The organism is Nocardiopsis sp. KDC1DS13DA1, from assembly GCF_055632325.1.
Genome location: NZ_JBVMUY010000005.1, coordinates 43,371 through 68,483 on the forward strand (window position 1 = coordinate 43,371; position 25,113 = coordinate 68,483).

Here is a 25,113-nt window from a genome sequence, read left to right on the forward strand (position 1 = left end):
CTTCCGCGGATCGCGCCGGGCGGTTCTGGTCATGTGCACACCGCCCCGGGCAAATCTTGTGTGGATGTCGATTGAGCGGTCCCGGGTGCGCACCGAGGATGGGAACGGCCCCGACAACCACCCCTCGCGGAGGAAAGGAACACTCCCATGAGCGCCCCGGAGCAAGGACGCCCCGATGACGACGCCCGTTTCCTGGCGGACTTCCACACCATGAGCGGCTTCGGCGCGACCCCCTCGGGCGGGGTCGACCGCCAGGCGGCCACCGAACCCGACACGGCCCAGCGCCGCTGGCTCCACGCCCTGCTGGAGGAGCACGGGATGCGCGTGGTCTACGACCGCATCGGCAACCAGTTCGGCCTGCTCGAACGCCGTCCCGGCGCGCCCTACGTCATCGTCGGCTCCCATATGGACTCCCAGCCCACGGCCGGGCGCTTCGACGGTGCCTACGGTGTCCTGACCGCGGCCCACGCCGTGGTGCGTGCGGCCCGGGCCGACACCGCCCGGGGTGTCGAACCCGCCTACAACCTCGCGGTCGTCAACTGGTTCAACGAGGAGGGGTCGCGTTTCACCCCCTCCATGATGGGCAGCGCCGTCTACACCGGCAGACTCGATCTGGACACCGCGCTGGCCGTTCGCGACCGCGACGGCGTCACCGTGGCCCAGGCCCTGGCCCCCACCGGGCACGTGGGCGAGGGGGACGGCCCGGTCGCCGCGTTCTGCGCGGAGATCCATATCGAGCAGGGTCGGGTCCTGGAGGAGTCCGACACCACGATCGGTCTTGTCGAGGCGTGCTGGGCGGCCCGCAAGTACCGGGTCGTGGTGCACGGTGAGCAGGCCCACTCGGGTGCCACCGTGATGGCCGATCGCCGTGACGCCCTCCTGGGTGCCTCGATGCTCGTGGTCGCCGCCCGTGAACTGGCCGACCGTTTCCCCGGGGTCCTGCACACCGCCGTCGGCCAGCTCGACGTCTACCCCAACTCGCCGGTCGTGGTGCCCTCGCGCGTCGAGCTTCTGTTGGACCTGCGCTCCCACGACGAGCAGGTGCTCGCCGAGGCAGACCGGCTGCTGCGCGAGCACGTCGAGCGTGTCCAGGACAGCGCGCGGGTGCGGGTCGAGGTGGGTCTCTCCCACGCGTGGGCCATCGACCCGTACCAGCCCGAGGGGGTGGACCTGGCCCGTTCGGCCGCACGCGACCTGGGCCTGTCCCACGGCACCGTGATGACGGTGGCCGGGCACGACTCCATCAACATGAAGGAGCGCGTGCCCACGGTCATGCTCTTCGTCCCCTCCGTCGGGGGCGTCTCCCACAACGAGGGCGAGTACACCGAGGACGCCGACATGCTCGCCGGTCTGGCGATGCTCACCGAGGTCGTTGGCCGCCTCGGCGTCGGCGAACTGCCCCGGGCCGGTCTCTACGATCCCGCGCGGCGCTGACGTGTGGGAGGGGCCCGGTCGGCAGTCTGCCGACCGGGCCCCTTCCACACGCGGGCCGGCTCGGGGCTCAGCGCGTCACCACGACCTCGTCGCGCACCCGCAGCCGCTCACCCAGGAAACCACCCAGGGCCGTCACCAGGGCCACACCCGCCAGCAGTACCGACGCCACCCAGGAACCGCCGCCGGTGCCGCCCAGCATCGCCGTGGCCGCGAACGGCAGGAACCCGCTGAGCGCGCCGGCGATGTTGTAGGCCAGCGCCACACCGCTGTAGCGCAGCTTGGCCGGGAACAGTTCGGTCAGCAGCGCACCCGAGACGGCGTAGGACACCGACAGCGACGCCACACCCGCGGCCACCGCCAGTACCACCAGCACCGGGGAGGCGGTGTCGATCAGCCAGAAGACGGGGAAGGCCAGCGCGGCCGTGGCCAGACCGCCCCACATCGTCACCCGGCCCGGGCCCAGGCGTTCCGCCAGCCGCCCGAAGTACAGGATCACGCCGATCTGGGCCAGGGCGGCCAAGAGCGTGGCGTTGACCATCAGTCCCCGGGAGAGCCCCAGGGTGTCGGTGCCGTAGCTGATCGCGAACGTTGTCATCACGTAGAACCCGCCCACGCCGAGCAGGGCCGATCCGATCGCGACCAGCAACCGGCCCCACGCGCGGCGGAACACGTCCAGCGCCGGAACCTTGGAGCGCGCCTCCTGCTTCTCCATCTCCTCGAAGATCGGCGACTCCTCCACCTTGCGGCGGATGTAGACCGCGATCACCAGCAGCGGGAACGCCGCCAGGAACGGCAGGCGCCAACCCCAGGAGTCGAACTGCTCGGCGGGCAGCATGAGTACCAGGGCGAAGGCTCCCGAGGACAACAGCGTGCCCACGGGCGAACCGATCTGCGGTAGGGCCGCGTACCGTCCGCGCTTGTCCGGTGGGGCGTGCTCGACGGCGATGGTGACCGCGCCGCCCCACTCACCGCCCACGGCGATGCCCTGGAGGAGTCGCAGCAGGGCCAGCAGCAGGGGTGCGGCCACACCGATGGACGCGAAGTCGGGCAGCACACCGATCAACCCGGTCGCCACTCCGATCCCCACCACCGTGGTCAGCAGAGCCGGTCGGCGACCGATGCGGTCCCCCATCCACCCGAACAGCACCGCGCCCACGGGCCGGGCCACGAACCCGACGCCGAAGGTCGCGAACGCCGCCAGGGTGGCGGCCGTCGGGTTCAACGTGGTGAAGTACAGGCGGTTGAACACCAGTGCCGCGGCCGTGCCGAAGAGGAAGTAGTCGTACCACTCCAGGGCCGTGCCCACGAAGGCCGCGAACGCGATCCGTCCCGCCTCCCGGTCGCTCACCTTGGGACCGCTCGGGGAGGGACTCCTCCCGGTGGCCTCACTGCCGAGGTCACTCATGATGATCAGGTTCTCCTATCCGGTCTGCGCGCCACCACCGGCGCGGGGTCTTCAGGGGTGACGGTCGTGGGGAACCGTCAGGCGTCGGCGGTCAGGGGCCGCAGTCCGTTCAGTACTCCGGCGTCGTGGGTGCACGCGCCGCCGACCAGGGTGGCCAGGACGCGTACCGAGCCGATGTCGTGCGCGGCGCATGTGACCGGGTCGCGGTCCAGGATGACCAGGTCGGCCAGTTTGCCGGGGGTCAGGCTGCCGCGGCGGTGCTCGTCATGGCTGGCCCAGGCGGCGTCGATGGTGTAGGCGCGCAGCGCCTGCTCGGCGGTGACGCGTTCGTCGGCGGCCAGCACGGCTCCACTGCTGGTGGCCCGCCGCACCATCGACTCCATTCCCAGCAGCGGTGCGCCCGGTGCGACCGGCCGGTCCGAACTTCCCGGTACCCGGATTCCGTGGTCCAGGAAGGATCGGTGCCGGTACAGCCAGGGCACCCTCCGCTCGCCCAGGGAGGCCGCCATCGCGTCGCCCATGGTGTGGAGGAACCGGGGCTGGGGGACGGGGACCACGCCCAGGCGGGCGAAGCGCTCCAGCTGGTCGGGGCGCACCACTCCGGCGTGCTCGATCCGGTGGCGCATGTCCGGTCGCGGCGCGTGGGACTGCGCCTCCTCCAGGGCGTCCAGTGCCAGGTCCACGGCGTCGTCGCCGATGGCGTGCGCGGCCACCCGCCATCCGGCGCGGTGGGCGGCCACGACCAGTGCGCGCATCTGCTCGGGCGGGTTCTGGTACACCCCGTGGCCGTGGCCGCACAGGGGTTCGGTCACCGCCGCCGTGCGGCCGATCAGCGAACCGTCCAACCAGATCTTCATCGGGCCCAGGCGCAGCCGGTCGTCGCCGAAGCCGGTGCGCAGGCCCAGGTCGATCCCGGTGTGGATGCCGTCGTCGGCGTGGGCGTCCAGGCGCCGCATGTTGTCGGCGGCCACCATCAGCTCCACCCTGGTCAGGAGTCCGCCGCGCTCACGCGCGCGTTGGTAGGCGGCGGCCTCCACCGGGCTGCGTCCGATCAGTCCGCGTCCGATGCCCGCCTCGACCACATGGGTCAGCCCCTCGGCCGCGTACACCCGGGAGGCGCGCTCGACCGCGGCGGTCAGTTCGGTGACCGGATAGGGCATCACCAGTGCGGTGACCAGTTCCTGGGCCCGTTCCTGGAGCAGTCCTGTGGGCTGGCCCGCGTGGTCGCGTACGATCACCCCGCCTTCGGGGTCGTCCGTCTCCTGGGCGCCGATGCGTTCCAGAACCGACGAACTGACGGTGCACATGTGCCCGGAGCGGTGCTTGAGCCAGACTGGTCGTCCGCCTCCGGCCCGGTCCAGGCCCTGCCGGGCGGGGTGGGCGCCCAGCGCCGTGTCGTCGTAGCCCGATCCGACGATCCAGGCTCCCTCGGGCAGGGTGCGTGCCGCGCGGGCCACCGCGTCGTAGAGCCCGTCCAGGGTCGTGGCCTCCTGGAGGGGGAGCTCGCCCAGTGACTGGCCGAACCACGCCATGTGGTTGTGGGCGTCGCCGAACCCGGGCACGACGGTGGCGCCCTCGCAGTCCACGACGGTGCGCGCGGGCAGTGCGGCGACGTGTTCGTCGAGTCCCAGTACGCGGCCGTCGAGCACACCCACGACGGTGGCGTGCGGCCGGGTGTCGTCGACCGTGCGCACACGGGCGTTGGTCAGTTTGACGTCGAGCATGCTCAAGCGGCTTTCCTGGGAGTGGTGTGGTGGTTCTCCCAAGGGTGCAGTCCGCGCGAACTCTCGTTCAATGACCATTCACAGCGGATTGGGTGCCCTGGACTGGGCACATGCACAACCGGTGGCTCGTACGGGCCCGCCCGTGCCGGGGCGCGGGGGCCGGTTCGCGGTCCGGTTGTGTCCGGGTCTGCGGTTCGGGGCGGCCGTATCACCGGAGCGGGCGGCTCGGCGGTGGAGCGGTCGGCCGCGCGGCCGTGCACCACGGGTTGTGTCCGGTGGTGGTCGCACGGTCGCGCGGCCGGGGCGGGTTAGTGCGGGTGTGCCTGTTTCATGGCGTGGACGGCGGTGCGGGTGTCCTCGGCGACCAGGTCGGCGTTGATCGCTCCGGCGGCCGTGGAGCCGGAGGCGGCCGAGACCAGGACGGTCGCGGCGGGGTTGGTGAGGTTGCCCGCGGCCCACACGCCCGGGACCGGGGTGAGGCCGGTGGGGTCGGTGGCGATGTGGGCTCCGCTGGGATGGGGGGCGGGTTCCAGGCCGAGTGCGGTCAGGAGTCGTGCGCGTGGGACGGCGCGGGGTGCGAGGGCCAGTGCGCGCAGGGGGATCGTCTCGCCGGTGTCCAGGTGGACTCCGGTGAGGTGGTCGTCGGTGGTTTCCAGGCCGGTGACCCGGCCGGTCACGACGGTGATCTGGCGTGCGGTCAGTTGTTCGGCCTCCTGGGGGGTGGGGTGGGGGTTGGTGTGGAGCAGGAGGGTGAGCTGGTCGGTCCACTGGCGGAACAGCAGGGCCTGGTGCACGCTGTGGGGGCCGGTGGCCAGGACCCCGATGGGTTGGTCGCGGACCTCCCAGCCGTGGCAGTAGGGGCAGTGCAGCACGTCGTGTCCCCAGCGCGGTCGCAGGCCGGGGATGTCGGGCAGGTCGTCGGTGATTCCGGTGGTGACCAGGAGCCGTCGGGCGCGGACGGTGCGGCCGGTGTCGAGTGCGACGGTGAACTTGTCGTCGTCCTTGGCGGCCGACTGGGCGAGGCCGGTGGTGGTGTGGACGCCGTAGCGGGCCACCTCGCGGCGTCCGGTCGCCAGCAGGTGGGCGGGTGGGGTGCCGTCGCGGGTGAGGAAGCCGTGTACGTGGGTGGCCGGGGCGTTGCGGGGTTGGTCGTTGTCGACCACCAGTACCGATCGTCGGGCCCGGCCGAGCATGAGTGCGGCGTTCAGGCCGGCGGGTCCTCCGCCGACGATCACCACGTCGTACTGGTCGTTGTGGGTCTGTCGTGTCATCGTGACCACCTCCGCGGTCAATCTGCCTCCCGGGGCGGCCGGGCGGCAAAGTTCTTTGCCGGAACCGCACGATGTGTGTGCGGTGCCCGCGGGTGTGGTGGTCGTGCCGGTCAGGATTCGAGAAGCCCCGGTTCCGGGGGCGCCGATAGCGTGGTCTCCACGGACGTCGCCGGGGCCCGTTGTCGCGGGGAGCCCGTGGTGCGCACGGTGCGCGGGGCGTCCCCACCCATGAGACGGAGGCATGATGGACATGGCCGTGAGGTCCGGTGCGGGGGCGTCCGAGCAGCACACCGCCGACAGCCACGATCTGATCCGTGTGTACGGTGCGTGCGAGAACAATCTCAAGGACGTCAGTGTCGAGATCCCCAAGCGCCGGTTGACGGTGTTCACCGGTGTCTCCGGGTCGGGGAAGAGCTCGCTGGTGTTCGGGACGGTCGCCGCGGAGTCGCAGCGGTTGATCAACGAGACCTACAGTGCGTTCGTTCAGGGTTTCATGCCGACGTTGGCCCGGCCCGAGGTCGACGTCCTGGACGGGTTGACGACGGCGATCATCGTCGACCAGCAGAGGTTGGGAGCCGACCCCCGGTCGACGGTCGGTACCGTCACCGACGCCAACGCGATGCTGCGGATCCTGTTCAGCCGGTTGGGGACGCCCCATGTCGGTTCGCCGGGCGCGTTCGCGTTCAATGTCGCCTCGGTGCGGGCCAGCGGTGCGATCACGGTCGAGCGCGGTGACCGCAAGACGGTGAAGCAGACCTTCAGCCGTGCGGGTGGGATGTGTGTGAACTGCGAGGGGCGGGGGTCGGTCTCCGATGTCGATCTGACCCAGCTCTACGACGACTCCAAGTCGATCACGCAGGGCGCGTTCACCATCCCCGGGTGGAAGTCGGACAGTTTCTGGACGGTGCGGTTGTACGCCGAGTCGGGTTTCCTGGATCCGGACAAGCCGATCCGGGAGTACACCGAGCGGGAGATGGCCGACTTCCTGTACCGGGAGCCGACCAAGGTGAAGGTGGAGGGGGTCAACCTCACCTACGAGGGGTTGATTCCGAAGGTGCGCAAGTCGTTCCTGGCCAAGGACCGGGAGGCGATGCAGCCGCACATCCGGGCGTTCGTGGACCGGGCGGTGACCTTCACCGCCTGCCCGGAGTGCGGGGGGAGCCGGCTCAACGAGGCGGCCCGGTCGTCGCGGATCGGCGGGGTCAACATCGCGGAGGCGTGCGCGATGCAGATCAGCGATCTGGCCGGGTGGGTGCGCGGGTTGGACGAGCCCTCGACGGCGCCGCTGTTGGGCGCGTTGCTGCGGACCCTGGACTCGTTCGTGGAGATCGGGTTGGGTTATCTGTCGTTGGAGCGGCCCTCGGGCACGTTGTCGGGTGGTGAGGCGCAGCGGGTCAAGATGATCCGTCATCTGGGTTCCTCGCTCACCGACGTCACCTATGTGTTCGACGAGCCCACCACGGGGCTGCACCCCCATGACATCGAGCGGATGAACGGGTTGCTGCTGCGGTTGCGGGACAAGGGCAACACGGTGCTGGTGGTGGAGCACAAGCCGGAGACGATCGCGATCGCCGACCATGTCGTGGATCTGGGGCCCGGTGCCGGCACCGAGGGCGGGACCGTGTGTTTCGAGGGTTCGGTGGAGGGGCTGCGGGCTGCCGGTACGGTCACCGGGCGTCATCTGGACGACCGGGCGTCGGTGAAGGGGTCGGTGCGCACGCCCACCGGTGTGTTGGAGGTCCGCGGTGCGAGCACGCACAACCTGCGTGACGTCGACGTCGACCTGCCGTTGGGGGTGCTCACGGTCGTCACCGGTGTGGCCGGGTCGGGGAAGAGTTCGCTGGTGCACGGCTCGGTTCCCGCCGGTGCGGGGGTGGTGTCGGTGGACCAGGGGGCGATCCGCGGTTCGCGGCGCAGCAACCCGGCGACCTACACCGGGTTGCTCGATCCGGTGCGCAAGGCGTTCGCCAAGGCCAACGGGGTGAAGCCGGGGCTGTTCAGCGCCAACTCCGAGGGGGCCTGCCCGGAGTGCAACGGTGCCGGGGTGATCTACACCGATCTGGCGATGATGGCGGGGGTGGCGTCGCCGTGTGAGGAGTGTGGGGGCAGGCGGTTCCAGGCCCAGGTGCTGGAGTACCGCCTGGGGGGCCGGGACATCGGTGAGGTGTTGGAGATGTCGGTCGCCCAGGCGCACGTGTTCTTCGGCGGTGAGGGGGCCAAGGTGCCCGCGGCCGTGCGGATCCTGCGGCGGTTGGAGGACGTGGGGTTGGGGTATCTGCGGCTCGGTCAGCCGCTGACCACGTTGTCGGGCGGGGAGCGGCAGCGGTTGAAGCTGGCGGTGCACATGTCCGAGAAGGGCGGTGTCTACGTTCTCGACGAGCCGACCGCGGGTCTGCACCTGGCCGATGTGCGGCACCTGTTGGGTCTGCTGGACCAGTTGGTGGACTCGGGTAAGTCGGTGATCGTGGTGGAGCACCACCAGGCGGTCATGGCGCACGCCGACTGGATCGTCGATCTGGGCCCGGGGGCGGGGCACGACGGTGGGCGGATCGTCTTCGAGGGCACGCCCGCCGATCTGGTCGCCGCCCGTTCCACGGTGACCGGTGAGCATCTGGCGGCCTACGTCGGCGGGTGAGGCGGGGCCCGGCCGGTGTGGGCCGCCCGTGTGCCGTCGGGGTGGGATACTGGCCGGGTGGGACGCCTGGGGGTTGATGATCTGGTCCGGTTGCGGCGGGCCCGTGACCGGATGGACCGTGACTACGCCGAGCCGTTGGACGTTCCGGCGTTGGCGCGTGGGGCGTTGATGTCGGCGGGCCATTTCTCCCGGAGTTTTCGGGCGGCCTTCGGTGAGACGCCCTACCAGTACCTGATGACGCGGCGGATCGAGCGGGCCAAGGCGTTGTTGCGGCGCGGCGACCTGACGGTGACCGAGGTGTGTTTCGCGGTGGGCTGTACGTCGCTGGGGTCGTTCAGCGCGCGGTTCTCGGAGCTGGTCGGTGAGAGTCCGAGCGCCTATCGGGCCCGTGACCACGGGGAGGGTGCGGCGGCCGTCCCGGCGTGTGTGGCCAGGATTCACACGCGTCCGCTGCGGGGGTGAGCCCGGGGCGGGGTCACGTCCCGGGTTCGCACATGTGCGGTCCGGGCCGCAGGAGGTGGTCGCGGACGCGGATGACGTGCGGGTTGTAGGGGGTGCCTGGTCGTTGGGCCAGGTAGGCGGTGTTGATGGGCGGGTCGTCGGTCTCGTGGAGCAGGACGAGCGCCCCGGAGGCGAACGCGTCCCTGCACAGGTAGGTGGGCAGGACGCTGAAGCCCGCTCCGGCGACCACGGCGGCCAGTACGCCGCGCAGGTCGGGCACGGTCAGGGAGGCGCGGCAGGCCAGGCGGCGGCCGAACACGTGGCGCCAGTAGCGGCGCACGATGGGCAGGTCCTCGGCGTAGGTGACCAGGGGGACCTCGTGCAGGGCGGTGGGGCCCTCCTCGGCCAGGCGGTCCTTGACGCGGTGGGCCCACCCGGGTGCGGCGACCAGGGCGAACTCCTCGTCGGCCAGGGGTTCGGAGAGCAGGCCGCGGCCGCGGGGGCGGGTGGTGGAGATGACCAGGTCGTAGCGGCCCGCGCGGAGTTCGTCGAGGAGGGGTTCGGTCAGGCCCGTGGTGACGCGCAGGCGGACGCCGTCGGCGACCAGCGGAGCCAGCGAGGTCATGACGCACGTGCACAGGTACTCGGCGGGTCCGGCCAGGTGGACGGGGGCGCTGGGGGTGGGGTGTTCGGGGTCGTGGCCCGTGGCGGCGGTGAGCGCGTCCAGGGGGGTGGCCACGCGGGCGGCCAGGTCGTGGGCCAGGGGGGTGGGGGTGACTCCGCGCGGCAGGCGTTCGAAGAGGTCCTGGCCGGTGCTGCGTTCCAGGTTGCGGATCTGGGTGGTGACGGTGGGTTGGGACAGGCCCAGGAGTGAGGCGGCCGCGGTGAAGGAGCCGGACCGGTAGACGGCCAGGAAGGTGCGCAGCAGGTTGAGGTCCGGCTGTAGCGCCGGGAGGGGTGGTGTGACCGGGGTGCCGCGGTCGGTGTGCCTCATGGTTGTCGAGTCTACGAAGGTGCGCGCGGTGGTGGGTTCCTCCGGTTCCGGGGGTGGGGCCGGTCCTGGGCCGTGGTCGGTTGTGCGGGACCGGCCGTGGTGTGTGCTGGCCGGGTCAGCGCTGAGCGGTGGGGCGGATGATGATCTCGTTGACGTCCGCGTCGGCGGGTCGGTCGGTGGTGTAGCCCACGGCGCGGGCGACGGTGTCGGCGGGGGTGTGCGCCGCCCGGTACCCGGCCATCAGTTCGGCCGCGTGGGTGTCCGTGATGTGGCCGGCGAGTTCGGATGCGACGACTCCCGGGGAGGGGGCGGTGACCCGGATGGCCGGGTCGGCCTCCTGGCGGAGTCCCTCGGTCGGGGCCGGGGCCGCGTACTTGGTGGCTGAGTAGATCGCCGACGCGCGTGGCAGGCGGGTGGGGACCAAGCGGTTCCCCCATCCCGAGGTCGGGGAGCTCACTCTGCGCATGAACGCGTTCGGTGTGAGGGCTGGTGGGCGGCGAGGGTGGCCTCGGCGTCGCGGATGATCCGGGTGAGGTGTGCGTGGTGGGCGCCGGGCCAGTACACGTGTGCGCAGGTGTCGCAGCGCGCGAAGGTGTCGTAGGTGGCGCGGGTTCCGGCGGGCAGGGTGTGGGCGACCTCGCCCTTGTCGACCCAGGAGAGCGGGCCGTTGCACTCCAGGCAGCGGGTCCAGGGGGCCAGTGGCGGGGCGAAGCGTTCCAGGACGTCGGTGAGCTGGCGGTCGGGTTGGTCGTGGTGGACGTGGGCGCCCGCGCGCAGGGCCTTGCGGCACAGGAGTTTGCGGTCGCGGGTGAGCAGGACGCGGTGTTGGTCGTTGGCCTGGCGGACCAGGGTGGGGTCGTCGCGGTCGTTGTGGTAGTCGGTGTCCAGTCCCAGAAGGCGCAGGCGGCGGGCGAGGGTGCCCAGGTGGACGTCGAGGAGGAAGCGGGGCGGGTCGAAGCCGGGGGGTAGCGGCTGGGGGCGGGGGACGGGGGTGACCTCGATGACCTGGGTGGGGACGGGGCGGTGGGCGGCGTCGACGGGGTGGCCGTCGGCGTACAGGGGGCCGATCTCGGTGCGGGGGATGCCCAGGGATTCCAGGACGTGGCCGAGGGTGGAGGTGCCGTCGTGGCCGGTGCGCAGGGGGGTGGTGTTCCGGTGGCGCGGGGGGAGGAAGAACCGGAGTTCGGGCGCGATGCGCAGCGTCAGGGTGGCCTGTTCCATGCCTTCAGGATGGCACGGGGGTGTCAGGGGGTGGTGGTGCGGAAGCGGGCGCGGTAGGCGGAGGGGGTGATGCCCAGGTGGCGCAGGAAGGCGCGGCGCAGGGATTCGTCGCTGCCCAGTCCGCTGCGGTGGGCGGCGGTGGTGACGCTCTCTCCGGTTTCGAGGAGGGTTTGGGCGGCTTCCAGGCGGAGGGTCTCCACGTGGGCGGCGGGAGTGGTGCCCAGCTGTTCGTGGAAGAGGCGGGTGAGGTGGCGTGTGCTGACGTTGGCCAGGGCGGCCAGGGCGGGGGTGGAGTGGTGGGCGGCCGGGTCGGCGGCGATCGCGTCGAGGACGGCGCGGAGCCGGTTGTCGCGGGTGGGCGGGGTGCGGGAGGGTGCGGAGAACTGGGACTGTCCGCCGGGGCGGTGGAGGAAGACGACCAGGTCGCGGGCGGTGTCGCGGGCGGGTTGGGGGCCGTGGTCGTCCTCGACCAGGGACAGGGTCAGGTCGATGCCCGCGCTGACTCCGGCTGAGGTGAGGATGTGGCCGTCGCGGACGTGGAGGGCGTCGGGTTCGACGCGGACGCGGGGGTGGACGCGGGCCAGGAGGGCGGTGTGGCGCCAGTGGGTGGTGGCGCGGCGGCCGTCGAGGAGTCCGGCGCGGGCCAGGGCGAAGGCTCCGGTGCACACCGAGGCGACGCGGGTGGCGCGGTCGGCCAGGGTGCGGAGGGCGGTGGCGAGCCCGTCGGGGGTGGGGGTGCGGGGCAGGGTGGGGGATCCGGGGACGATGAGGGTGTGGAGGGTGTCGATGTCGGTCGCCGCGGTGTCGGCGACCAGGCGGGTGCCGGTGGCGGTGGTGACGGGTCGGCCGTCGGGCGAGCAGAGGACGGGGCGGTAGTGGGCGCCGAGCCCGGAGGCGGTGCTGAGGACCTCCAGGGGTGCGGTGACGTCCAGCAGGCGTGCCCCGTCGTAGGCCAGGACGGCGATGGTGCGTGGCGGCATGCGGGGTACGGTACCGCACCGTCGTGTCCGAATGTGTGGGTTTGATGTCGGTTGGGACATCGTGCGTGGAGTGGTGGTGCGGGCAGTCTCGGTGTCGTTGGCGAGGTTGCGAGTATGAGGAGAGTTGGCCATGAGTCGTCCGCCCGTTCCGCCGTTCACCGAGTCCGATGCCAGGGTCAAGGTGCAGGCCGCCGAGGACGCGTGGAACACGCGTGAGGCGGCCGGGGTGGCGTTGGCGTACACACCGGATTCGGTGTGGCGCAACCGGGGCGAGTTCGTCACCGGCAGGGCCGGGATCGAGGCGTTCCTGCGGCGCAAGTGGAAGCGTGAGCTCGACTACGCGTTGCGTAAGGAGCTGTGGGCGTTCGGACCGGACCGGATCGCGGTGCGGTTCCAGTACGAGTGCCGTGATGCCGGGGGCCGGTGGTGGCGCAGTTACGGCAACGAGCTGTGGGAGTTCGACGGGCAGGGGTTGATGCGGCGCCGGGAGGCGAGCATCAACGACGTGGAGATCGCTGAGGGCGAGCGGCGGATCTTCGGTCCCCGTCCGGTCGGGGAGCACGGGAGGCCGTTCCCGCTGGCGTGATCAGCGGTGGGGCGGGGGCGGGTGCTGGGCGAGGTGGTCGGCGAAGGTGGTGCGCCCGACGTCGCGTGCGGGGGTCAGGTGGTGTCCGGCCGCGTAGGCGGCGTAGGCCGCTCCGGGCAGGCGCACGGGTAGGACGCGGTGGTGGTCGCCGGTGGCGTCGAGGTAGGCGCGGGCCAGGTCGGGCATCGACTCCACGCGGGGGCCGCCCATGTCGGGGACGCGTCCGGCGGGGTCGTGCCCGGCCAGGTGGGCCAGGCGGGCGGCGACCTCGCCGACGGCGACGGGTTGGACGTCGACGTCGGGTACGGGCACCAGGGGCAGGCGGGCGGCCGCGGCGAGGACCCGCACGATCAGGTCGTGGAACTGGGTGGTGCGCAGGAGGGTCCAGCCCAGACCGGAGGCCTCCAGGGCGCGTTCGACCGTGTACTTGGCCCGGTGGTGGCCCAGGGGGATGCGGTCGGAGCCGACGACGGAGATGTGCACGAGGTGGGCGACTCCGGCGCGGCGGGCGGCGCGGATGAGGTGGGTGGCGGCGCGCAGGTCGCCGCCGGTGGGGGTGGCGGCGCAGTGCACGACGGTGTCGGCGCCCTCGACGGCGTCGTCGAGTCCGGTTCCGGTGCGCAGGTCGACGGCGTGGGGACGGGGGTCGTCGGGGTGGGGGTGCCGGCTCAGCGCGCGCACGTGGTGTCCGGCCTGGCGTAGCCGGGCGGTGACGGGTCGGCCCAGGGTTCCGGTGGCGCCGGTGACGAGGATCGTGCGCATGGGTCCCCCTCCTCGCGTGCCGGGTTTCGACGCTAGCACCCGGGGTGGGGCGGGTCCGGGTTGTGGTGCCGGGGTGTCGTCGGTGCGCGGGTCAGACGGGTTGGAGCGGGATGTGCGGCCCCTGTGGCGGGTGCACGGTGATGTGCATGCCGGGTTCGACGGTTCCGCTGGTCAGGACGGTGCCCATGATTCCGGCTCGGCGGGTGATGGTGCCGTCGTCCTCGCGGCGGACCATGTGCGCGAGGAGGCCGGGGGCGAAGTCGTTGATCTGGGTGCAGGGGTTGCGCAGCCCGGTGACGCGGACCCGGGCGTCGGGGCCCAGGTGCAGGACGGTTCCGGTGGCCAGGGAGAGCGGGTCCAGGCCGCGGGTGGTGATGTTCTCGCCGAGTTGGCCGGGCCGGACGCGAAACCCTGCGGCGGCGACCTCGTCGAGGAGTTCGGCGTGGATGAGGTGGACCTGGCGCAGGTTGGGTCGGCTGGGGTCCCGTGCGACGCGGGAGCGGTGCTGGACCGTGGCGCCCAGGTGGGCGTCGCCCTCGACGCCGAGTCCGGCCAGGAGGCGGACGCTGGTGTGGGTGGGTTTGGTGAAGGTGTGGGTGGGGTGGGCGCTGACCGCGGTGACGGTGGGGTGCATGTTGGCCCTTCACGCTCGGGGTGTGGCCGGGGCTCGGCACGGGCGCATGGTGGCACGTGGGGCGGGGTGTTCGTCGCCGCGGGGTCAGGGGGTCAGGCGTGCCGGGAAGCCGGTCCAGCGCAGGTCGGCGTCCAGGTGGGAGACGTCGTTGTAGGCCAGGAGCGCGGGGGCGCGGTCGGGGGCGTAGCGGATGACGGTGAGTGCCGCGTTGGCGGGGGCGAGGCCGGTCCAGGACCAGGCCGGGGCGCCGAGGGCCGCGCACACGATCCACCCGACGAGGTAGGCGTGGGTGATGACGATGTCGTGGACGTCGTGGTCGCCGTCGGCGGGGCCGGTGAAACGGGCCAGGGCGCGGCGGGCCAGCGCGGGGCCGGGGTCGCGTTCGTCGGCCGGGTGGGCGTGGACGAAGTCCAGGATCCGGTCGGCGTGTTCGGGGGGTAGTTCCTGGCGGGTGGGGGTGTGCGGTACGTAGTCCCCGGCCTCGGGAGCGGGGTGGGGGTGGACACCGGGGAGGTGGTCGGCGATCAGGCCCGCGGTCCGGGCGGCGCGGGGCAGGGAGCGGGGGCTGAGGGCGCTCAGGCGGTGGCCGAGTCGGGCCGCCTGGCGTCGTCCCTGTTCGGTGAGGTCTCCCGTGGCGGGGTCGGCGTTGGCGTGGCGGGCCAGGTAGAGGTGGCGGGCTGCGGGCATGGGGGGTCCTCGGAATGGGCCGGGGCGGCGGGGTGTCCGCCGCCCCGGGTGGGTCGTTCACTCCTGGTGTTCGGGTTCCTCGGGGTTGCGGCGCAGGTTGACGATGGCCGCGGCGAGGCCGCCCCAGAGCAGGACGATGGAGACGACCATCATGACGATGGCGCTGGTGGACATCACTGGTCCCCTTCCGTGGTGGGGGTCTGGTCGGCGCGCGCGTCCTGGGCGGCGAGTGCGTCGGCCCGCCTCCAGGGCACGAGCGAGACGATCACGCCGATGACGATGGCGCCGATGGCCACGCCCCAACCCGCGCTGAGCAGGAAGGACTCGGGGTAGTCGCCGTAGGCGGCGGTCAGTTCGGTGCGCAGGCTGTCCCACATCATGATGCCCAGCAGGACGGGGGTGACCACGCCCAGGGTCAGGCGCCACCACAGTCCCAGGTGCAGGGAGGACACCGCGTTGGCGTGGTCCTGGAACAGCGGCAGCTTCCGGGCGATCCAGGCGACGGTGACGATGAGGACCAGACCGGCCAGGGCGATGCCGTACTGGTTGATGAAGTGGTCGAACACGTCGAGGAAGAACAGTCCCTCGTGTGTGGGGAAGAGCAGGATCGAGGCCAGGGCGGTGGCGCCGCCGACGGTCAGGACGGTGGGGACGCGGCCCAGGCCGGTGCGTTCGTGTACGGCCGAGACGATGACCTGGACGATGCTGAGCAGGGAGCTGATGCCGGCGACGACCAGGGAGCCGAAGAACAGCACGCCGAAGAGGTCGGCGCCGAGGGGCAGGCTGGAGATGATCTGGGGGAAGGCGACGAAGGCCAGTCCCAGCCCGGAGGTGGCGACCTGGTCGACGCTGGTGCCCGCGCTGGTGGCCATGAAGCCCAGGGCGGCGAAGACGCCGATGCCGGCCAGGAGTTCGAAGGAGCTGTTGGCGAAGCCCGCGACGAGGGCGGAGCCGGTCAGGTCGGACTTGCGGCGCAGGTAGGACGCGTAGGTGACCATGATGCCGAAGCCGATGGACAGGGAGAAGAAGATCTGTCCGTAGGCGGCGATCCACACGCTGCCGTTGAGCATGGCCCCCCAGTCGGGGGTGAACAGGGCGTTGAGGCCCTGGCTGGCGCCGTCGAGGGTCAGGGCCTGGACGACCATGACGAGGAAGAGGACCAGCAGCAGGGGGATGAAGATCCGGTTGGCCTTCTCCACGCCGTTGCGGATGCCCAGGGCCAGCACGCCCAGGACGACGACCCAGACGCCGATGAGGGGCCAGGCCACGCCGGAGACGTAGCCGGAGACCATGCCGGGGGTGTCGCCGACCTGTAGGAACTCGCCGAAGAAGAAGGCGTTGGGGTCATCGCCCCACTGCTGCCCGAAGGAGAAGACGGTGTAGCGGATCGCCCAGGCGATGATGACGGCGTAGTAGACGGCGATCACGAAGCAGATCGCGACCTGCCACCAGCCGATCGCCTCGGCGGGGCGGAAGAGCCTCCGGTAGGACAGGGGCGCTGAGGAGCGGTACCGGTGTCCGATGGCGTATTCGAGGATCAGCAGGGGGATGCCCGCTGTGAGGAGGGCGACGAGGTAGGGCACCAGGAAGGCGCCGCCACCGTTCTCGTAGGCGATGTAGGGGAATCGCCAGATGTTGCCCAGGCCGATGGCGGATCCGATCGCCGCCATGAGGAAGCCCGCGCGCGTCCCCCACTGCTCGCGCGTCTGTTGGACCATGTTCAGGTCTCCTAAATCATCACGTTGTTCGCGATCCGCACGCTAGCAGGAGTTGGCCGGTTGGGCACTGTCGAAGGGTGCGGAGCGACGTGTTGTCATGCCCTGTCGGGTCGCTTGGCGGAGATTGTCTAGCGTCCGGGGCGCGACGGCAAGGGCAACCCGGACTTACCGGGGGGTTTCAGAAGGACTGTGGTGCCGACGGACCCGGTCGGCCGCGCCCCCCGGTTCGGTGCGGGCCGCGGGGAGCCCTCAGGGACGGTGGCGCGGGCGCGGGCGCATGCGGGCGGTGGGCAGCTCCGGTGCGGGTAGCGCCGGTCCGGGGTCGCCGGTGACGGGGGTGAAGCGGGTGCCCTGGCCGGTGCGGTCGCGTTCCCAGTCGGCGCGGGCCCGGACGATCTCGTCGTGGTCGCGGCCGACCAGGTTCCACCACATGAGCAGGTCCTCGGTGAAGGGGACGCCGCCGATGAGCAGGAGGCGGGCGCGGACCGGGCAGGTGAGGCCGATACCGGTGCGTCCGGGTCCGAGGTAGAGCAGGGCCCCGGGGTCGACACGGTGCCCCAGGAGGTCGAGCGGGGTGTCCAGGGGCAGGACGCCGTGTTCGAAGTCGGGGTTCAGGGGCAGGTCCAGGCGGGCGCCGGGGTCGAGGACGACCTCGGCGCCCATGAGCGGGGTGTGGACGCGGGCGGGTGAGGAGTGGCCGTCGACGGTCCCGGCGATGACCGTGACACGCGCCCCGGGGCGGGTCAGGACGGGCAGGTCGGCGTGGTGCGCGAAGGCGGGCTCGCCGTGGCGGTCGGGTTCGGGCAGGGCGATCCACAGTTGGGCGCCGTGCAGGACCGGTGGTGCGTCCCGGGGTGTGCGTTCGGAGTGGGCGATGCCGTGGCCGGCGGTCATGATGCTGAGTTGGCCGGGCCGGACGATTTGGTCGGAGCCGAGGCTGTCGCGGTGGCGCACACGCCCCTCGACCAGCCAGCTGACGGTCTGCAGGCCGGTGTGGGGGTGCGGGGGGACCTGCATACCCGCCTGGCGGGTGAGGTCGGTGGGGCCGTAGACGTCGGCGAAGCACCAGGCTCCGACCATGCGGCGGTTCCTGCCCGGCAGGGAGCGCAGCACGGGCATGGCGCGCGGCCCGCCCAGGGGGACCTCGCGGGGGTGGAGGAGTTCGGTGTCCGGGCAGGTGGCGGGGGGCTCGGCGGTGCACACGCGTTCTTCGCCGGGGTGGCGTTCCTGGTTACTCACGCGGTCGACCGTAGCCCGGAGCGGTGCGCGGTGGCGGGGTGGGCGTGCCGACGGTGACGCGGAAAAGGGATGGCGGACCCGGCGGCGGCGTGTGAGGGTGAGGGAACTCTCCAGCCAGGAGGCCTCTGTGAGCGACTGCGTGTTCTGCCTGATCCGGGACGGTCGGGCCCCGGCGAGCCCGGTGTACTCCGACGACCTGGTGCTGGCGTTCATGGACCTGTACCCGGTGACTCCGGGGCACATGCTGGTGGTGCCGCGTGAGCACGTGGTGGGGCTGGGCGAGGTCGACGACGCGGTGGGCGCGCGGATGTGGCGTACGGCCCGCCGGTTGGGCGGGGCGCTGCGCGGCGGCGCGGTGCGCTGTGAGGGAGTGAACCTGTTCCTGGCCGACGGGGAGGCCGCGGGGCAGGAGGTCTTCCACGCCCACCTGCACGTGTTCCCCCGGTTCGCGGGGGACCCGTTCTCGGTGCACGCCATCTGGGACCGGGCCGAGCGCGCGGTGTTGGACACCCAGGCCGAACGGTTGCGCGGGTTGTTGGGCGCGGCCGGGGGCTGACCCGGGGAGGGCGGGGCGTGTCGTGAGTACGCCTACCCAGGAGCGGTGGGTGCGGGTACCGATGTGGCGGGCCGGGGCGCGCGCCTAGGTTCGGTGCATGTTCTCCCTCCTGGTGGGCCATACGGCGATGGCCCTGCACTTCGCGTTCCTGTCCTTCGTGGTCTTCGGCGGCTTCCTGACCTGGCGGTGGCCCCGGATGTGGTGGGTGCACGCGGGGGTGGCCGCCTACGCGTTGGGGATCGTGATCGTGGACTGGCCGTGTGTGCTGACCGAGGTCGAGAACTGGTCGCGGGCGCGGACGGGGCGGGCGGTGATGGAGACGGGGTTCCTCGACCACTACCTCACCGGGACGCTGTACCCGCGCGAGCACGTGCTGACGTCACGGGTGGTGATCGGTGCGGTCATCGGCCTGTCGTGGGCGGGGGCGCTGTGGCGGTCCCGGCGGCGCGGCCGGGGACCGTCCCGGAGCGACTCAGCGCTGGAGGGCCGGGTGCCCCTGGTGTGAGGGGATGGTTTACCGTACGCTGGAAAGCGCTTTCACACGGAAAGGCGGTAACCACCCATGGGTGATCACGTGCTGGGTGTGGCCATGAACGGCGTCACCGGACGCATGGGGTACAGGCAGCACCTGACCCGGTCGATCCTGGCCATCCGCGAGGCGGGAGGCACACCCCTGCCCGACGGGACCCGGGTCGTCCCCGAACCGATCCTGGTCGGGCGCTCCGAGCGCAAGCTCCGCGAGATCGCCGAGCGCCACGGGGTCGAGCGCTACTCGACCGACCTGGACGCGGTACTGGCCGACGACGACGTGTCGATCTACTTCGACGCGCAGATCACGCACGCCCGCGAGGCGGCCGTGCGTTCCGCGATCGCCGCGGGCAAGCACGTCTACGTCGAGAAGCCCACCGCCGGCACCCTGGCCTCGGCCCTGGAGCTGGCCAAGCTCGCCCGCGACGCCGGGGTGCGCAACGGGGTCGTCCAGGACAAACTCTTCCTGCCCGGCCTGCTCAAACTCCGCCGCCTGATCGAGTCCGGCTTCTTCGGCCGGATCCTGTCGGTCCGCGGCGAGTTCGGCTACTGGGTCTTCGAGGGGGACTGGCAGCCCGCCCAGCGGCCCAGCTGGAACTACCGCGCCGAGGAGGGCGGCGGCATGGTGCTGGACATGTTCCCGCACTGGCACTACATCCTGGAGCACCTGTTCGGCCCGGTACGGACGGTCACCGCGAAGGTGGCCACCCACATCCCGCTCCGCTGGGACGAACAGGGCCACCGCTACGACGCCACCGCCGACGACTCCGCCTACGGCATCTTCGAACTGGACGGCGGCGTCATCGCCCAGATCAACTCCTCCTGGAACGTGCGCGTGGCCCGCGACGAACTCGTGGAGTTCCAGGTCGACGGCACCCACGGCAGCGCCGTGGCGGGCCTGCGCACCTGCCGCGTCCAGCACAGGTCGGCCACGCCCAAGGCGGTCTGGAACCCCGACGTCGAGGACCCGGGCCGCTACCGCGACCAGTGGGAGCAGGTGCCCGACAACACCGAGTTCCCCAACGGCTTCCGCGCCCAGTGGGAGGACTTCCTCAGGCACGTCACCACCGGCTCCCCCTTCCCGCACGACCTGCTCTCCGGTGCCCGCGGCCTCCAGACGGCCGAGGCCGGGCTGCGGTCGGCGCGCACCGGTTCCACCGTCGAACTGGACGAGGTCACCCTGTCGTGAACACCCTGCGCATGCCCACCGCCGAGGGCGGTGTGGAGGACTACACGCTCACCGGCACCCCCGTGGACACCGCGCCCGCGCCCCCCGCGCGGTCCCGGACGGCCTACGCCGCCGCCCACGTGGTCGCCGACCCCCTGGCCCCCAACGCCCCGGGAGCACCCGCCCGCCTGGACTGGGACGCCACCCTGGCCTTCCGCCACCACCTGTGGGACCAGGGGCTGGGCGTGGCCGACGCCATGGACACCGCCCAGCGCGGCATGGGGCTGGACTGGGCGGCCACCGCCGAGCTCATCCGCAGGTCGGGTGCGGAGGCCGCCGCGCGCGGCGCCCCCCTGGCCTGCGGGGTCGGCACCGACCAGGCCGATCCTTCGCACGCCAGCTTGGAAAGCGTTATCACGGCGTACGGGGAGCAGCTCGACGTCGTCCAGGGCGCCGACGCCACACCCGTCCTGATGGCCTCCCGCGCCCTGGCGGCCGTCGCCTCCGGGCCCGACGACTACGCCGGGGTCTACGCTCACCTGCTCGGCCGGGCCGACCGGCCGGTCATCCTGCACTGGCTCGGCACCCCCTTCGACCCCGCACTGGCCGGGTACTGGGGGTACGCCGACCCGGCCGAGGCGATCGAACCGGTGGCCGCCCTCGTCGCCGAGCACGCGGAGAGAGTGGAGGGCGTCAAGGTCTCCCTGCTGGACGCCTCCCTGGAGATCCGGTTGCGCCGCCTGCTCCCCGAGGGGGTGCGCCTGTACACCGGCGACGACTTCAACTACCCGGAGCTGGTCCTGGGCGACGGACACGGCCACTCCCACGCCCTGCTCGGCATCTTCGCCGCGATCGCCCCGGCCGCCGCGCGGGCGCTGGCCGCCCTGGACGAGGGCGACACCGCCCGCTACCGGGCCCTGATGGACCCCACCGTCCCCCTGGCCCGGCACCTGTTCGCCGCCCCCACCTTCTACTACAAGACCGGGATCGCCTTCCTGGCCTGGCTCAACGGCCACCAGAAGGGGTTCCACATGGTGGGCGGCCTGCACAGCGCCCGCGACCTGCCCCACCTGGCCCGGGCGGTGCGCCTGGCCGACGCCGCCGGAGCCCTGGGCGACCCCGACCTGGCGGTGGCGCGCATGCGCTCCCTGCTGCGGGTGTCGGGGGTGGACCAGTGAGCACGGTTGCCTCCTCCACCCCCGCGGGCACGGGTCGGGTCGTTCCCGCCGCCGTGGACCTGCCCTCGGGGCGGCCCGCCGCGGTGCCCACCCCCCGGCCCGGGGACCCGGCCCTGTCCCGGCTGTCCCTCAACCAGGCCACCGTCAAGTACTGGAGCCTGGTCCAGGCCGTCGACGGCTGCCTGCGCGCCGGACTCCCCGCCATCGGCGTGTGGCGCGAGCCGGTCGCCGAGCTGGGACTGGCCCAGTCCGTCCGGCTGCTGCGCCGGTCGGGGCTGCGGGTGTCCTCCTACTGCCGGGGCGGGTTCCTGACCGGCCCCGACCGGAGCGCGGCCCTGGACGACAACCGCCGGGCGATCGACGAGGCCGCCGAACTGGGCGCTCCCTGCCTGGTCATGGTGGTCGGGGGACTGCCTGAGGGAGAGCTCGACCTGGCCGCGGTGCGCGGGCGGATGGTCGGGGCCCTGGCCGAGCTGGTGCCCCACGCCCGGGAACGCGGGGTCCGCCTGGCGTTGGAGCCCCTGCACCCGATGTTCTGCGCCGACCGCGCGGTGCTGTCCACCCTGGGCCAGGCCCTGGACGTGGCCGAGCGGTTCGACGCGGCGGAGGTGGGCGTCGTGGTGGACGCCTACCACGTGTGGTGGGACCCGGCGGTCCGCGAGCAGATCGCCCGCGCCGGTGCGGGCGGGCGCATCGCCTCCTTCCAGGCCTGCGACTGGGAGCTGCCGCTGCCCGCGGACACGCTGCTGGGCCGGGGCATGGTCGGTGACGGCCACGCCGACGTGCGCGGGCTGCGCCGGGCCGTGGACGCGGCCGGGTACACCGGCGACATCGAGGTGGAGATCTTCAACGAGCGCGTCTGGGCGGCCGACGGCGACGAGGTGATCGCGACCCTGGCCCGCCGCCACGTGCAGTACGTCCTGTGAGGTGCCCGGGGCGCGGAGCCCCCGGGCCCCGGCGACAGGCCCTCATCCACCGATCACACAGCGCACCTACCGAGGAGCGGTATGAACTTCGACGGAATCCTGTTCTTTCCCCTGACCCCCTTCGACACCCGGGGGCGGGTCGAGGAGGACGTGCTGGCCGAGCACGTGGCCTCGGGGGTCGGGCACGGCGCGGGCGGCGTGTTCGCGGCGTGCGGCACCGGTGAGATCCACGCGCTGTCGGCCGCCGAGCACGCGGCCGTGGTGCGGCGCTCGGTGGAGGTCACCGCGGGCCGGGTGCCGGTGGTGGCCGGTGCGGGCGGCAGCGTGGGCACCGCCGTCGAGCAGGCGCGCGCGGCCGGGGAGCTGGGCGCGGACGCGGTCCTGCTGCTGCCGCCCTACCTGGTGGGCGCCCCGCAGAGGGGGCTGGTGGAGTACGTGCGCACCGTGGTCTCGGCGGTGGACGTCCCGGTGATCGTGTACCAGCGCGGGTCGATGGTGTTCACGCCCCAGAGCGCGGCCGAGCTGGCGTCTATTCCGGCAGTGGTGGGGATCAAGGACGGTGTGGGCGACCTGGGGCGGATGCACCAGATCGTGCTGGCGGTGCGTGGGGTGCGGGGGGAGGGGTTCACCTTCTTCAACGGGCTGCCCACGGCGGAGCTGACCGTGCCCGCCTACCGGGCGGTCGGGGTGCCGCTGTACTCCTCGGCGGCGTTCGCGTTCGTGCCCGAGGTCGCCACCGCCTTCCACACCGCCGTCCGTTCCGGCGACCCGCTGGCCGAGACCCTGACGCGCGAGTTCTTCGAGCCCCTGGTGCGGTTGCGCGACCGCACGCCGGGGTACGCGGTGTCGCTGGTCAAGGCGGGGGCTCGGGTGCGCGGTGTGGACGTGGGCGGGGTGCGTGCCCCGTTCGTGGACCCCACCGCCGAGGAGGAGGCGGCCCTGGCCGCGCTCGTGGAGACCGGTCTGTCGCTGGTGGGGCAGGGCTGAGCGGCGTGCGTGTGAGCGAGGTGTCCGCGCGGGCCCACCGGTTGCCGCTGCACCGGGCGTGGGACGGGGGCGTGGACCGCAACGACCTGGTCGTGGTGCGGGTGCGTACCGACACCGGGCTGGTCGGGACGGGGTTCGCGTGGACGCCGCTGATCGGTGCCCGGGCGGTGGAGGCGCTGGTCAACGACGACTGTCCGGCGGCTCTGGTCGGGCGGGAGGCGCATCCGGCGCGGTGGGAGGAGTTGTGCTGGCATCTGCGTGAGGCGGGCACCAGCGGTCTGACGCTGATGGCGGTGGCGGGTGTGGACATCGCCCTGTGGGATCTGGTGGCGCGGTCGGCCGGGGTGAGCCTGGTGGACCTGGTGGGCCGGCGGCGGGACGAGGCGCGGTCCTACGGCAGCGGGGTGAATCTGGACTATCCGCTGCCGGACCTGCTGGAGCAGGTGCGGGGGTGGGTGGCGGCCGGTCACCGCGCGGTGAAGATCAAGGTCGGGTCGGCGGAGGTGGGCCGTGACGTGGAGCGGGTCGCGGCGGTGCGGGAGGTACTGGGCCCGGACCGGTTGCTGATGGTCGACGCCAACCAGCGGTGGGACGTGCCGACGGCGGCCCGGGCGCTGGCGGCGCTGGAGCCGTTCGACCTGCATTTCGTGGAGGAGCCGTTGGTGGCGGGGGATCTGGCGGCGCACGCGCGGCTGCGGGCGCGGACGGGTGTGCCGTTCGCGGTGGGTGAGAACCTGCGGACGGTGGAGGAGTTCGAGAGGGCGGTGGAGCTGGGGGTGTGTGACGTCGCCCAGCCCAACGTGGTGCGGGTGGGCGGGGTCACGCCGTTCCTGAGGATCGCGGAGTCGATGGCGCGCCGGGGTGTGCCGGTGGCTCCGCACCTGTTGCCCGAGCTGTCGGGGCAGTTGGCGCTGTGTCTGCCCCGGGTGGCGATGGTCGAGGACGTCGACCGGGCCTCCTTCGCCGCGCTGGGTGCGTTGGCCCGTCCCAGCGGGGTGGAGTTCGGCGGGGGGCGGGTGCGTGCCGACACCGGGCCCGGCCACGGCCTGGTGTTCGCCGACACGCTCGCCCCGGTCGTGTCCGCCTCCCCCTAGCAGCAACGGCGCGACCGGTGGGCCGGGGTGTCCCCCGTGTGGGGGCGCTCCGGCCCGTTGCGTGCTGGGCGGGGGTGGGGGGTGTTCCTGCTTCCCGGGGTCAGGAGGCGTGGGGCGCGGTGGCGCCGGTGAGGTCGAGGTGGCGCGAGAGTTCGGCTCCGGCCGCCAGCATGGCGCGGGAGCGTCGGGTGAGGTCGGCCCGCCAGGTGCGCAGGGCCTCGTCCAGGGAGGCCACCCCTCCGGCGTTCCTGATCTGGTCGGTGACGGTGGCGATGCGGGCGAGGGGGTGGCCGCCGCGCCGTAGCTGGCGGGCCAGATGGGCGTCGCGGACCGCGTCCGGGGGGTAGTGGCGGTGGCCGGTGGCGGGGTCGCGGTCGGGGCGCAGGATCCCGGCCTTCTCCCACTTGCGGAGGGTGGCCGGGCGGATGTCGAGTTGGTGGGCCAGGGCGCCGATGGTCGGGGGGTGGCCGTGTGCCGGGGCGGGGGGCTCGCCCGAGGTGAGGTCGTCCAGGGCCGCGGTGACCTCGTCGAGGGTGGTGCGGTCGCGCAGGGCCCGGACGTGGCTCTGGTCGACCAGGCGCAGGACGGTGTCGTGGTCGCCGGTGTTGGCGGCCCGCATGATCGCGGCGGCGGCCTGGTGGCCGTGCCCGGCGCGCAGGGCGAGGAAGGCGCGTAGTGCCTGGGCGTGGGTCGGGGTGTACTGGCGGAACCCGTGGTCGGTGCGCGGGGCGGCGGGCAGGATCCCGTCGTCCTCGTAGTTGCGGACGGCCTGGGTGGACAGGCCGTGTTCGCGGGCCAGGTCGACGGGCCGGAGCCGGTCGCGGTGCGGCATGGTTCTCCCCGGGTTTGAGGTTTGAGCGCGGGTTTTCCTGGTGATCGCGGTGAAAGTCTCCACCGAAGGTTCAAGGATACGGTCGAAGGTGTTGTCCGCGACCTTCGGAGGTT

At 72.5% G+C, this 25,113-nt stretch carries 25 protein-coding genes; 11 read left to right on the forward strand and 14 right to left on the reverse strand.

Going from position 1 to position 25,113, the window contains the following annotated elements:
• The first annotated feature begins 147 nt into the window (after window positions 1-147).
• Window positions 148-1,434, forward strand: coding sequence for a M20 family metallo-hydrolase (locus ACTVAJ_RS03900; protein WP_470386645.1), 1,287 nt, complete (start codon window positions 148-150; stop codon window positions 1,432-1,434).
• Between the two features lie 67 nt (window positions 1,435-1,501).
• On the opposite strand, the gene ACTVAJ_RS03905 is transcribed toward ACTVAJ_RS03900, so the two are convergent.
• The 3 genes from ACTVAJ_RS03905 to ACTVAJ_RS03915 form a co-directional block, all read right to left on the reverse strand.
• Window positions 1,502-2,839: an MFS transporter gene (locus ACTVAJ_RS03905; protein ID WP_470386646.1), complete on the reverse strand. Its 1,338-nt coding sequence runs from the start codon at window positions 2,837-2,839 to the stop codon at window positions 1,502-1,504.
• Between the two features lie 77 nt (window positions 2,840-2,916).
• Window positions 2,917-4,563, reverse strand: a complete 1,647-nt coding sequence (locus tag ACTVAJ_RS03910; RefSeq protein ID WP_470386955.1) for an amidohydrolase — start codon at window positions 4,561-4,563, stop codon at window positions 2,917-2,919.
• 308 nt (window positions 4,564-4,871) lie between these two features.
• On the reverse strand, window positions 4,872-5,834 hold the full coding sequence (locus ACTVAJ_RS03915; protein ID WP_470386647.1) for an NAD(P)/FAD-dependent oxidoreductase: 963 nt from the start codon (window positions 5,832-5,834) through the stop codon (window positions 4,872-4,874).
• Window positions 5,835-6,078: 244 nt separating this feature from the next.
• Between ACTVAJ_RS03915 and ACTVAJ_RS03920 the strand changes: the two genes are divergently transcribed.
• Window positions 6,079-8,469 (forward strand): ATP-binding cassette domain-containing protein, encoded by a 2,391-nt coding sequence (locus tag ACTVAJ_RS03920; RefSeq protein ID WP_470386956.1) that lies wholly within the window; start codon window positions 6,079-6,081, stop codon window positions 8,467-8,469.
• Between the two features lie 111 nt (window positions 8,470-8,580).
• Window positions 8,581-8,931 (forward strand): helix-turn-helix transcriptional regulator, encoded by a 351-nt coding sequence (locus ACTVAJ_RS03925; protein WP_470386957.1) that lies wholly within the window; start codon window positions 8,581-8,583, stop codon window positions 8,929-8,931.
• A gap of 13 nt (window positions 8,932-8,944) precedes the next feature.
• On the opposite strand, the gene ACTVAJ_RS03930 is transcribed toward ACTVAJ_RS03925, so the two are convergent.
• The 4 genes from ACTVAJ_RS03930 to ACTVAJ_RS03945 form a co-directional block, all read right to left on the reverse strand.
• The gene (locus ACTVAJ_RS03930; protein ID WP_470386648.1) at window positions 8,945-9,904 is read right to left on the reverse strand and encodes a LysR family transcriptional regulator; all 960 of its coding nucleotides are present in this window, start codon (window positions 9,902-9,904) and stop codon (window positions 8,945-8,947) included.
• Window positions 9,905-10,019: 115 nt separating this feature from the next.
• Complete coding sequence (locus ACTVAJ_RS03935; RefSeq protein WP_470386649.1) at window positions 10,020-10,328, reverse strand: Rossmann-fold NAD(P)-binding domain-containing protein; 309 nt, start codon at window positions 10,326-10,328, stop codon at window positions 10,020-10,022.
• Window positions 10,329-10,357: 29 nt separating this feature from the next.
• Window positions 10,358-11,125, reverse strand: coding sequence for a Mut7-C RNAse domain-containing protein (locus ACTVAJ_RS03940; protein ID WP_470386650.1), 768 nt, complete (start codon window positions 11,123-11,125; stop codon window positions 10,358-10,360).
• Window positions 11,126-11,148: 23 nt separating this feature from the next.
• Window positions 11,149-12,105: a GlxA family transcriptional regulator gene (locus tag ACTVAJ_RS03945; RefSeq protein ID WP_470386651.1), complete on the reverse strand. Its 957-nt coding sequence runs from the start codon at window positions 12,103-12,105 to the stop codon at window positions 11,149-11,151.
• Between the two features lie 130 nt (window positions 12,106-12,235).
• Here ACTVAJ_RS03945 and ACTVAJ_RS03950 point away from each other — a divergent pair, with 130 nt between their 5' ends.
• On the forward strand, window positions 12,236-12,691 hold the full coding sequence (locus tag ACTVAJ_RS03950; RefSeq protein WP_470386652.1) for a nuclear transport factor 2 family protein: 456 nt from the start codon (window positions 12,236-12,238) through the stop codon (window positions 12,689-12,691).
• On the opposite strand, the gene ACTVAJ_RS03955 is transcribed toward ACTVAJ_RS03950, so the two are convergent.
• The 6 genes from ACTVAJ_RS03955 to ACTVAJ_RS03980 all read right to left on the reverse strand — a co-directional run bounded on the left by ACTVAJ_RS03955 (window position 12,692) and on the right by ACTVAJ_RS03980 (window position 17,731).
• Window positions 12,692-13,453: an SDR family oxidoreductase gene (locus ACTVAJ_RS03955; RefSeq protein ID WP_470386653.1), complete on the reverse strand. Its 762-nt coding sequence runs from the start codon at window positions 13,451-13,453 to the stop codon at window positions 12,692-12,694. It abuts the gene before it with no gap.
• Window positions 13,454-13,544: 91 nt separating this feature from the next.
• Window positions 13,545-14,087 carry an MOSC domain-containing protein gene (locus ACTVAJ_RS03960; protein ID WP_470386654.1) on the reverse strand — a complete coding sequence of 181 codons (543 nt, stop codon included), beginning with the start codon at window positions 14,085-14,087 and terminating at the stop codon, window positions 13,545-13,547.
• An 84-nt stretch (window positions 14,088-14,171) separates the two neighbouring features.
• The gene (locus ACTVAJ_RS03965) at window positions 14,172-14,774 is read right to left on the reverse strand and encodes a histidine phosphatase family protein (protein WP_470386655.1); all 603 of its coding nucleotides are present in this window, start codon (window positions 14,772-14,774) and stop codon (window positions 14,172-14,174) included.
• A 57-nt stretch (window positions 14,775-14,831) separates the two neighbouring features.
• A complete protein-coding gene (locus tag ACTVAJ_RS03970; RefSeq protein ID WP_470386656.1) occupies window positions 14,832-14,948 on the reverse strand; it encodes a methionine/alanine import family NSS transporter small subunit in 117 nt (38 codons plus the stop codon).
• On the reverse strand, window positions 14,948-16,492 hold the full coding sequence (locus ACTVAJ_RS03975) for a sodium-dependent transporter (protein ID WP_470386657.1): 1,545 nt from the start codon (window positions 16,490-16,492) through the stop codon (window positions 14,948-14,950). The genes ACTVAJ_RS03970 and ACTVAJ_RS03975 overlap by 1 nt, the downstream gene beginning before the upstream one ends.
• Before the next feature lie 249 nt (window positions 16,493-16,741).
• Entirely contained in the window at window positions 16,742-17,731 is a 990-nt protein-coding gene (locus ACTVAJ_RS03980) for a pirin family protein (RefSeq protein WP_470386658.1), read from the reverse strand.
• Between the two features lie 127 nt (window positions 17,732-17,858).
• Here ACTVAJ_RS03980 and ACTVAJ_RS03985 point away from each other — a divergent pair, with 127 nt between their 5' ends.
• The 7 genes from ACTVAJ_RS03985 (at window position 17,859) to ACTVAJ_RS04015 (ending at window position 24,168) form a co-directional block, all read left to right on the forward strand.
• Window positions 17,859-18,287, forward strand: a complete 429-nt coding sequence (locus tag ACTVAJ_RS03985; RefSeq protein ID WP_470386659.1) for an HIT family protein — start codon at window positions 17,859-17,861, stop codon at window positions 18,285-18,287.
• Window positions 18,288-18,384: 97 nt separating this feature from the next.
• Window positions 18,385-18,792 carry a DUF2784 domain-containing protein gene (locus ACTVAJ_RS03990; RefSeq protein ID WP_470386660.1) on the forward strand — a complete coding sequence of 136 codons (408 nt, stop codon included), beginning with the start codon at window positions 18,385-18,387 and terminating at the stop codon, window positions 18,790-18,792.
• A gap of 57 nt (window positions 18,793-18,849) precedes the next feature.
• A complete protein-coding gene (locus ACTVAJ_RS03995; protein WP_470386661.1) occupies window positions 18,850-20,004 on the forward strand; it encodes a Gfo/Idh/MocA family protein in 1,155 nt (384 codons plus the stop codon).
• The gene (locus ACTVAJ_RS04000; protein ID WP_470386662.1) at window positions 20,001-21,161 is read left to right on the forward strand and encodes a dihydrodipicolinate synthase family protein; all 1,161 of its coding nucleotides are present in this window, start codon (window positions 20,001-20,003) and stop codon (window positions 21,159-21,161) included. The genes ACTVAJ_RS03995 and ACTVAJ_RS04000 overlap by 4 nt, the downstream gene beginning before the upstream one ends.
• The gene (locus ACTVAJ_RS04005) at window positions 21,158-22,087 is read left to right on the forward strand and encodes a sugar phosphate isomerase/epimerase family protein (protein ID WP_470386663.1); all 930 of its coding nucleotides are present in this window, start codon (window positions 21,158-21,160) and stop codon (window positions 22,085-22,087) included. Before ACTVAJ_RS04000 ends, ACTVAJ_RS04005 begins: the two co-directional genes overlap by 4 nt.
• Before the next feature lie 81 nt (window positions 22,088-22,168).
• A complete protein-coding gene (locus ACTVAJ_RS04010) occupies window positions 22,169-23,074 on the forward strand; it encodes a 5-dehydro-4-deoxyglucarate dehydratase (RefSeq protein ID WP_470386664.1) in 906 nt (301 codons plus the stop codon).
• A 5-nt stretch (window positions 23,075-23,079) separates the two neighbouring features.
• Window positions 23,080-24,168, forward strand: a complete 1,089-nt coding sequence (locus ACTVAJ_RS04015) for a mandelate racemase/muconate lactonizing enzyme family protein (protein WP_470386665.1) — start codon at window positions 23,080-23,082, stop codon at window positions 24,166-24,168.
• 100 nt (window positions 24,169-24,268) lie between these two features.
• Here the strand turns inward: ACTVAJ_RS04015 and ACTVAJ_RS04020 are convergent, their stop codons facing one another.
• Window positions 24,269-25,000, reverse strand: coding sequence for a MerR family transcriptional regulator (locus ACTVAJ_RS04020; protein WP_470386666.1), 732 nt, complete (start codon window positions 24,998-25,000; stop codon window positions 24,269-24,271).
• Window positions 25,001-25,113: the final 113 nt, after the last annotated feature.

Excerpts from the sequence above, each read along its gene's own strand:
- ACTVAJ_RS03900 (WP_470386645.1), top strand. The coding sequence starts at position 148 with ATGAGCGCCCCGGAGCAAGGACGCCCCGATGACGACGCCCGTTTCCTG.
- ACTVAJ_RS03905 (WP_470386646.1), bottom strand. The coding sequence starts at position 2,839 with ATGAGTGACCTCGGCAGTGAGGCCACCGGGAGGAGTCCCTCCCCGAGC.
- ACTVAJ_RS03910 (WP_470386955.1), bottom strand. The coding sequence starts at position 4,563 with ATGCTCGACGTCAAACTGACCAACGCCCGTGTGCGCACGGTCGACGAC.
- ACTVAJ_RS03915 (WP_470386647.1), bottom strand. The coding sequence starts at position 5,834 with ATGACACGACAGACCCACAACGACCAGTACGACGTGGTGATCGTCGGC.
- ACTVAJ_RS03920 (WP_470386956.1), top strand. The coding sequence starts at position 6,079 with ATGGACATGGCCGTGAGGTCCGGTGCGGGGGCGTCCGAGCAGCACACC.
- ACTVAJ_RS03925 (WP_470386957.1), top strand. The coding sequence starts at position 8,581 with ATGGACCGTGACTACGCCGAGCCGTTGGACGTTCCGGCGTTGGCGCGT.
- ACTVAJ_RS03930 (WP_470386648.1), bottom strand. The coding sequence starts at position 9,904 with ATGAGGCACACCGACCGCGGCACCCCGGTCACACCACCCCTCCCGGCG.
- ACTVAJ_RS03940 (WP_470386650.1), bottom strand. The coding sequence starts at position 11,125 with ATGGAACAGGCCACCCTGACGCTGCGCATCGCGCCCGAACTCCGGTTC.
- ACTVAJ_RS03945 (WP_470386651.1), bottom strand. The coding sequence starts at position 12,105 with ATGCCGCCACGCACCATCGCCGTCCTGGCCTACGACGGGGCACGCCTG.
- ACTVAJ_RS03950 (WP_470386652.1), top strand. The coding sequence starts at position 12,236 with ATGAGTCGTCCGCCCGTTCCGCCGTTCACCGAGTCCGATGCCAGGGTC.
- ACTVAJ_RS03955 (WP_470386653.1), bottom strand. The coding sequence starts at position 13,453 with ATGCGCACGATCCTCGTCACCGGCGCCACCGGAACCCTGGGCCGACCC.
- ACTVAJ_RS03960 (WP_470386654.1), bottom strand. The coding sequence starts at position 14,087 with ATGCACCCCACCGTCACCGCGGTCAGCGCCCACCCCACCCACACCTTC.
- ACTVAJ_RS03965 (WP_470386655.1), bottom strand. The coding sequence starts at position 14,774 with ATGCCCGCAGCCCGCCACCTCTACCTGGCCCGCCACGCCAACGCCGAC.
- ACTVAJ_RS03970 (WP_470386656.1), bottom strand. The coding sequence starts at position 14,948 with ATGTCCACCAGCGCCATCGTCATGATGGTCGTCTCCATCGTCCTGCTC.
- ACTVAJ_RS03975 (WP_470386657.1), bottom strand. The coding sequence starts at position 16,492 with ATGGTCCAACAGACGCGCGAGCAGTGGGGGACGCGCGCGGGCTTCCTC.
- ACTVAJ_RS03990 (WP_470386660.1), top strand. The coding sequence starts at position 18,385 with ATGTTCTCCCTCCTGGTGGGCCATACGGCGATGGCCCTGCACTTCGCG.
- ACTVAJ_RS03995 (WP_470386661.1), top strand. The coding sequence starts at position 18,850 with ATGGGTGATCACGTGCTGGGTGTGGCCATGAACGGCGTCACCGGACGC.
- ACTVAJ_RS04010 (WP_470386664.1), top strand. The coding sequence starts at position 22,169 with ATGAACTTCGACGGAATCCTGTTCTTTCCCCTGACCCCCTTCGACACC.
- ACTVAJ_RS04020 (WP_470386666.1), bottom strand. The coding sequence starts at position 25,000 with ATGCCGCACCGCGACCGGCTCCGGCCCGTCGACCTGGCCCGCGAACAC.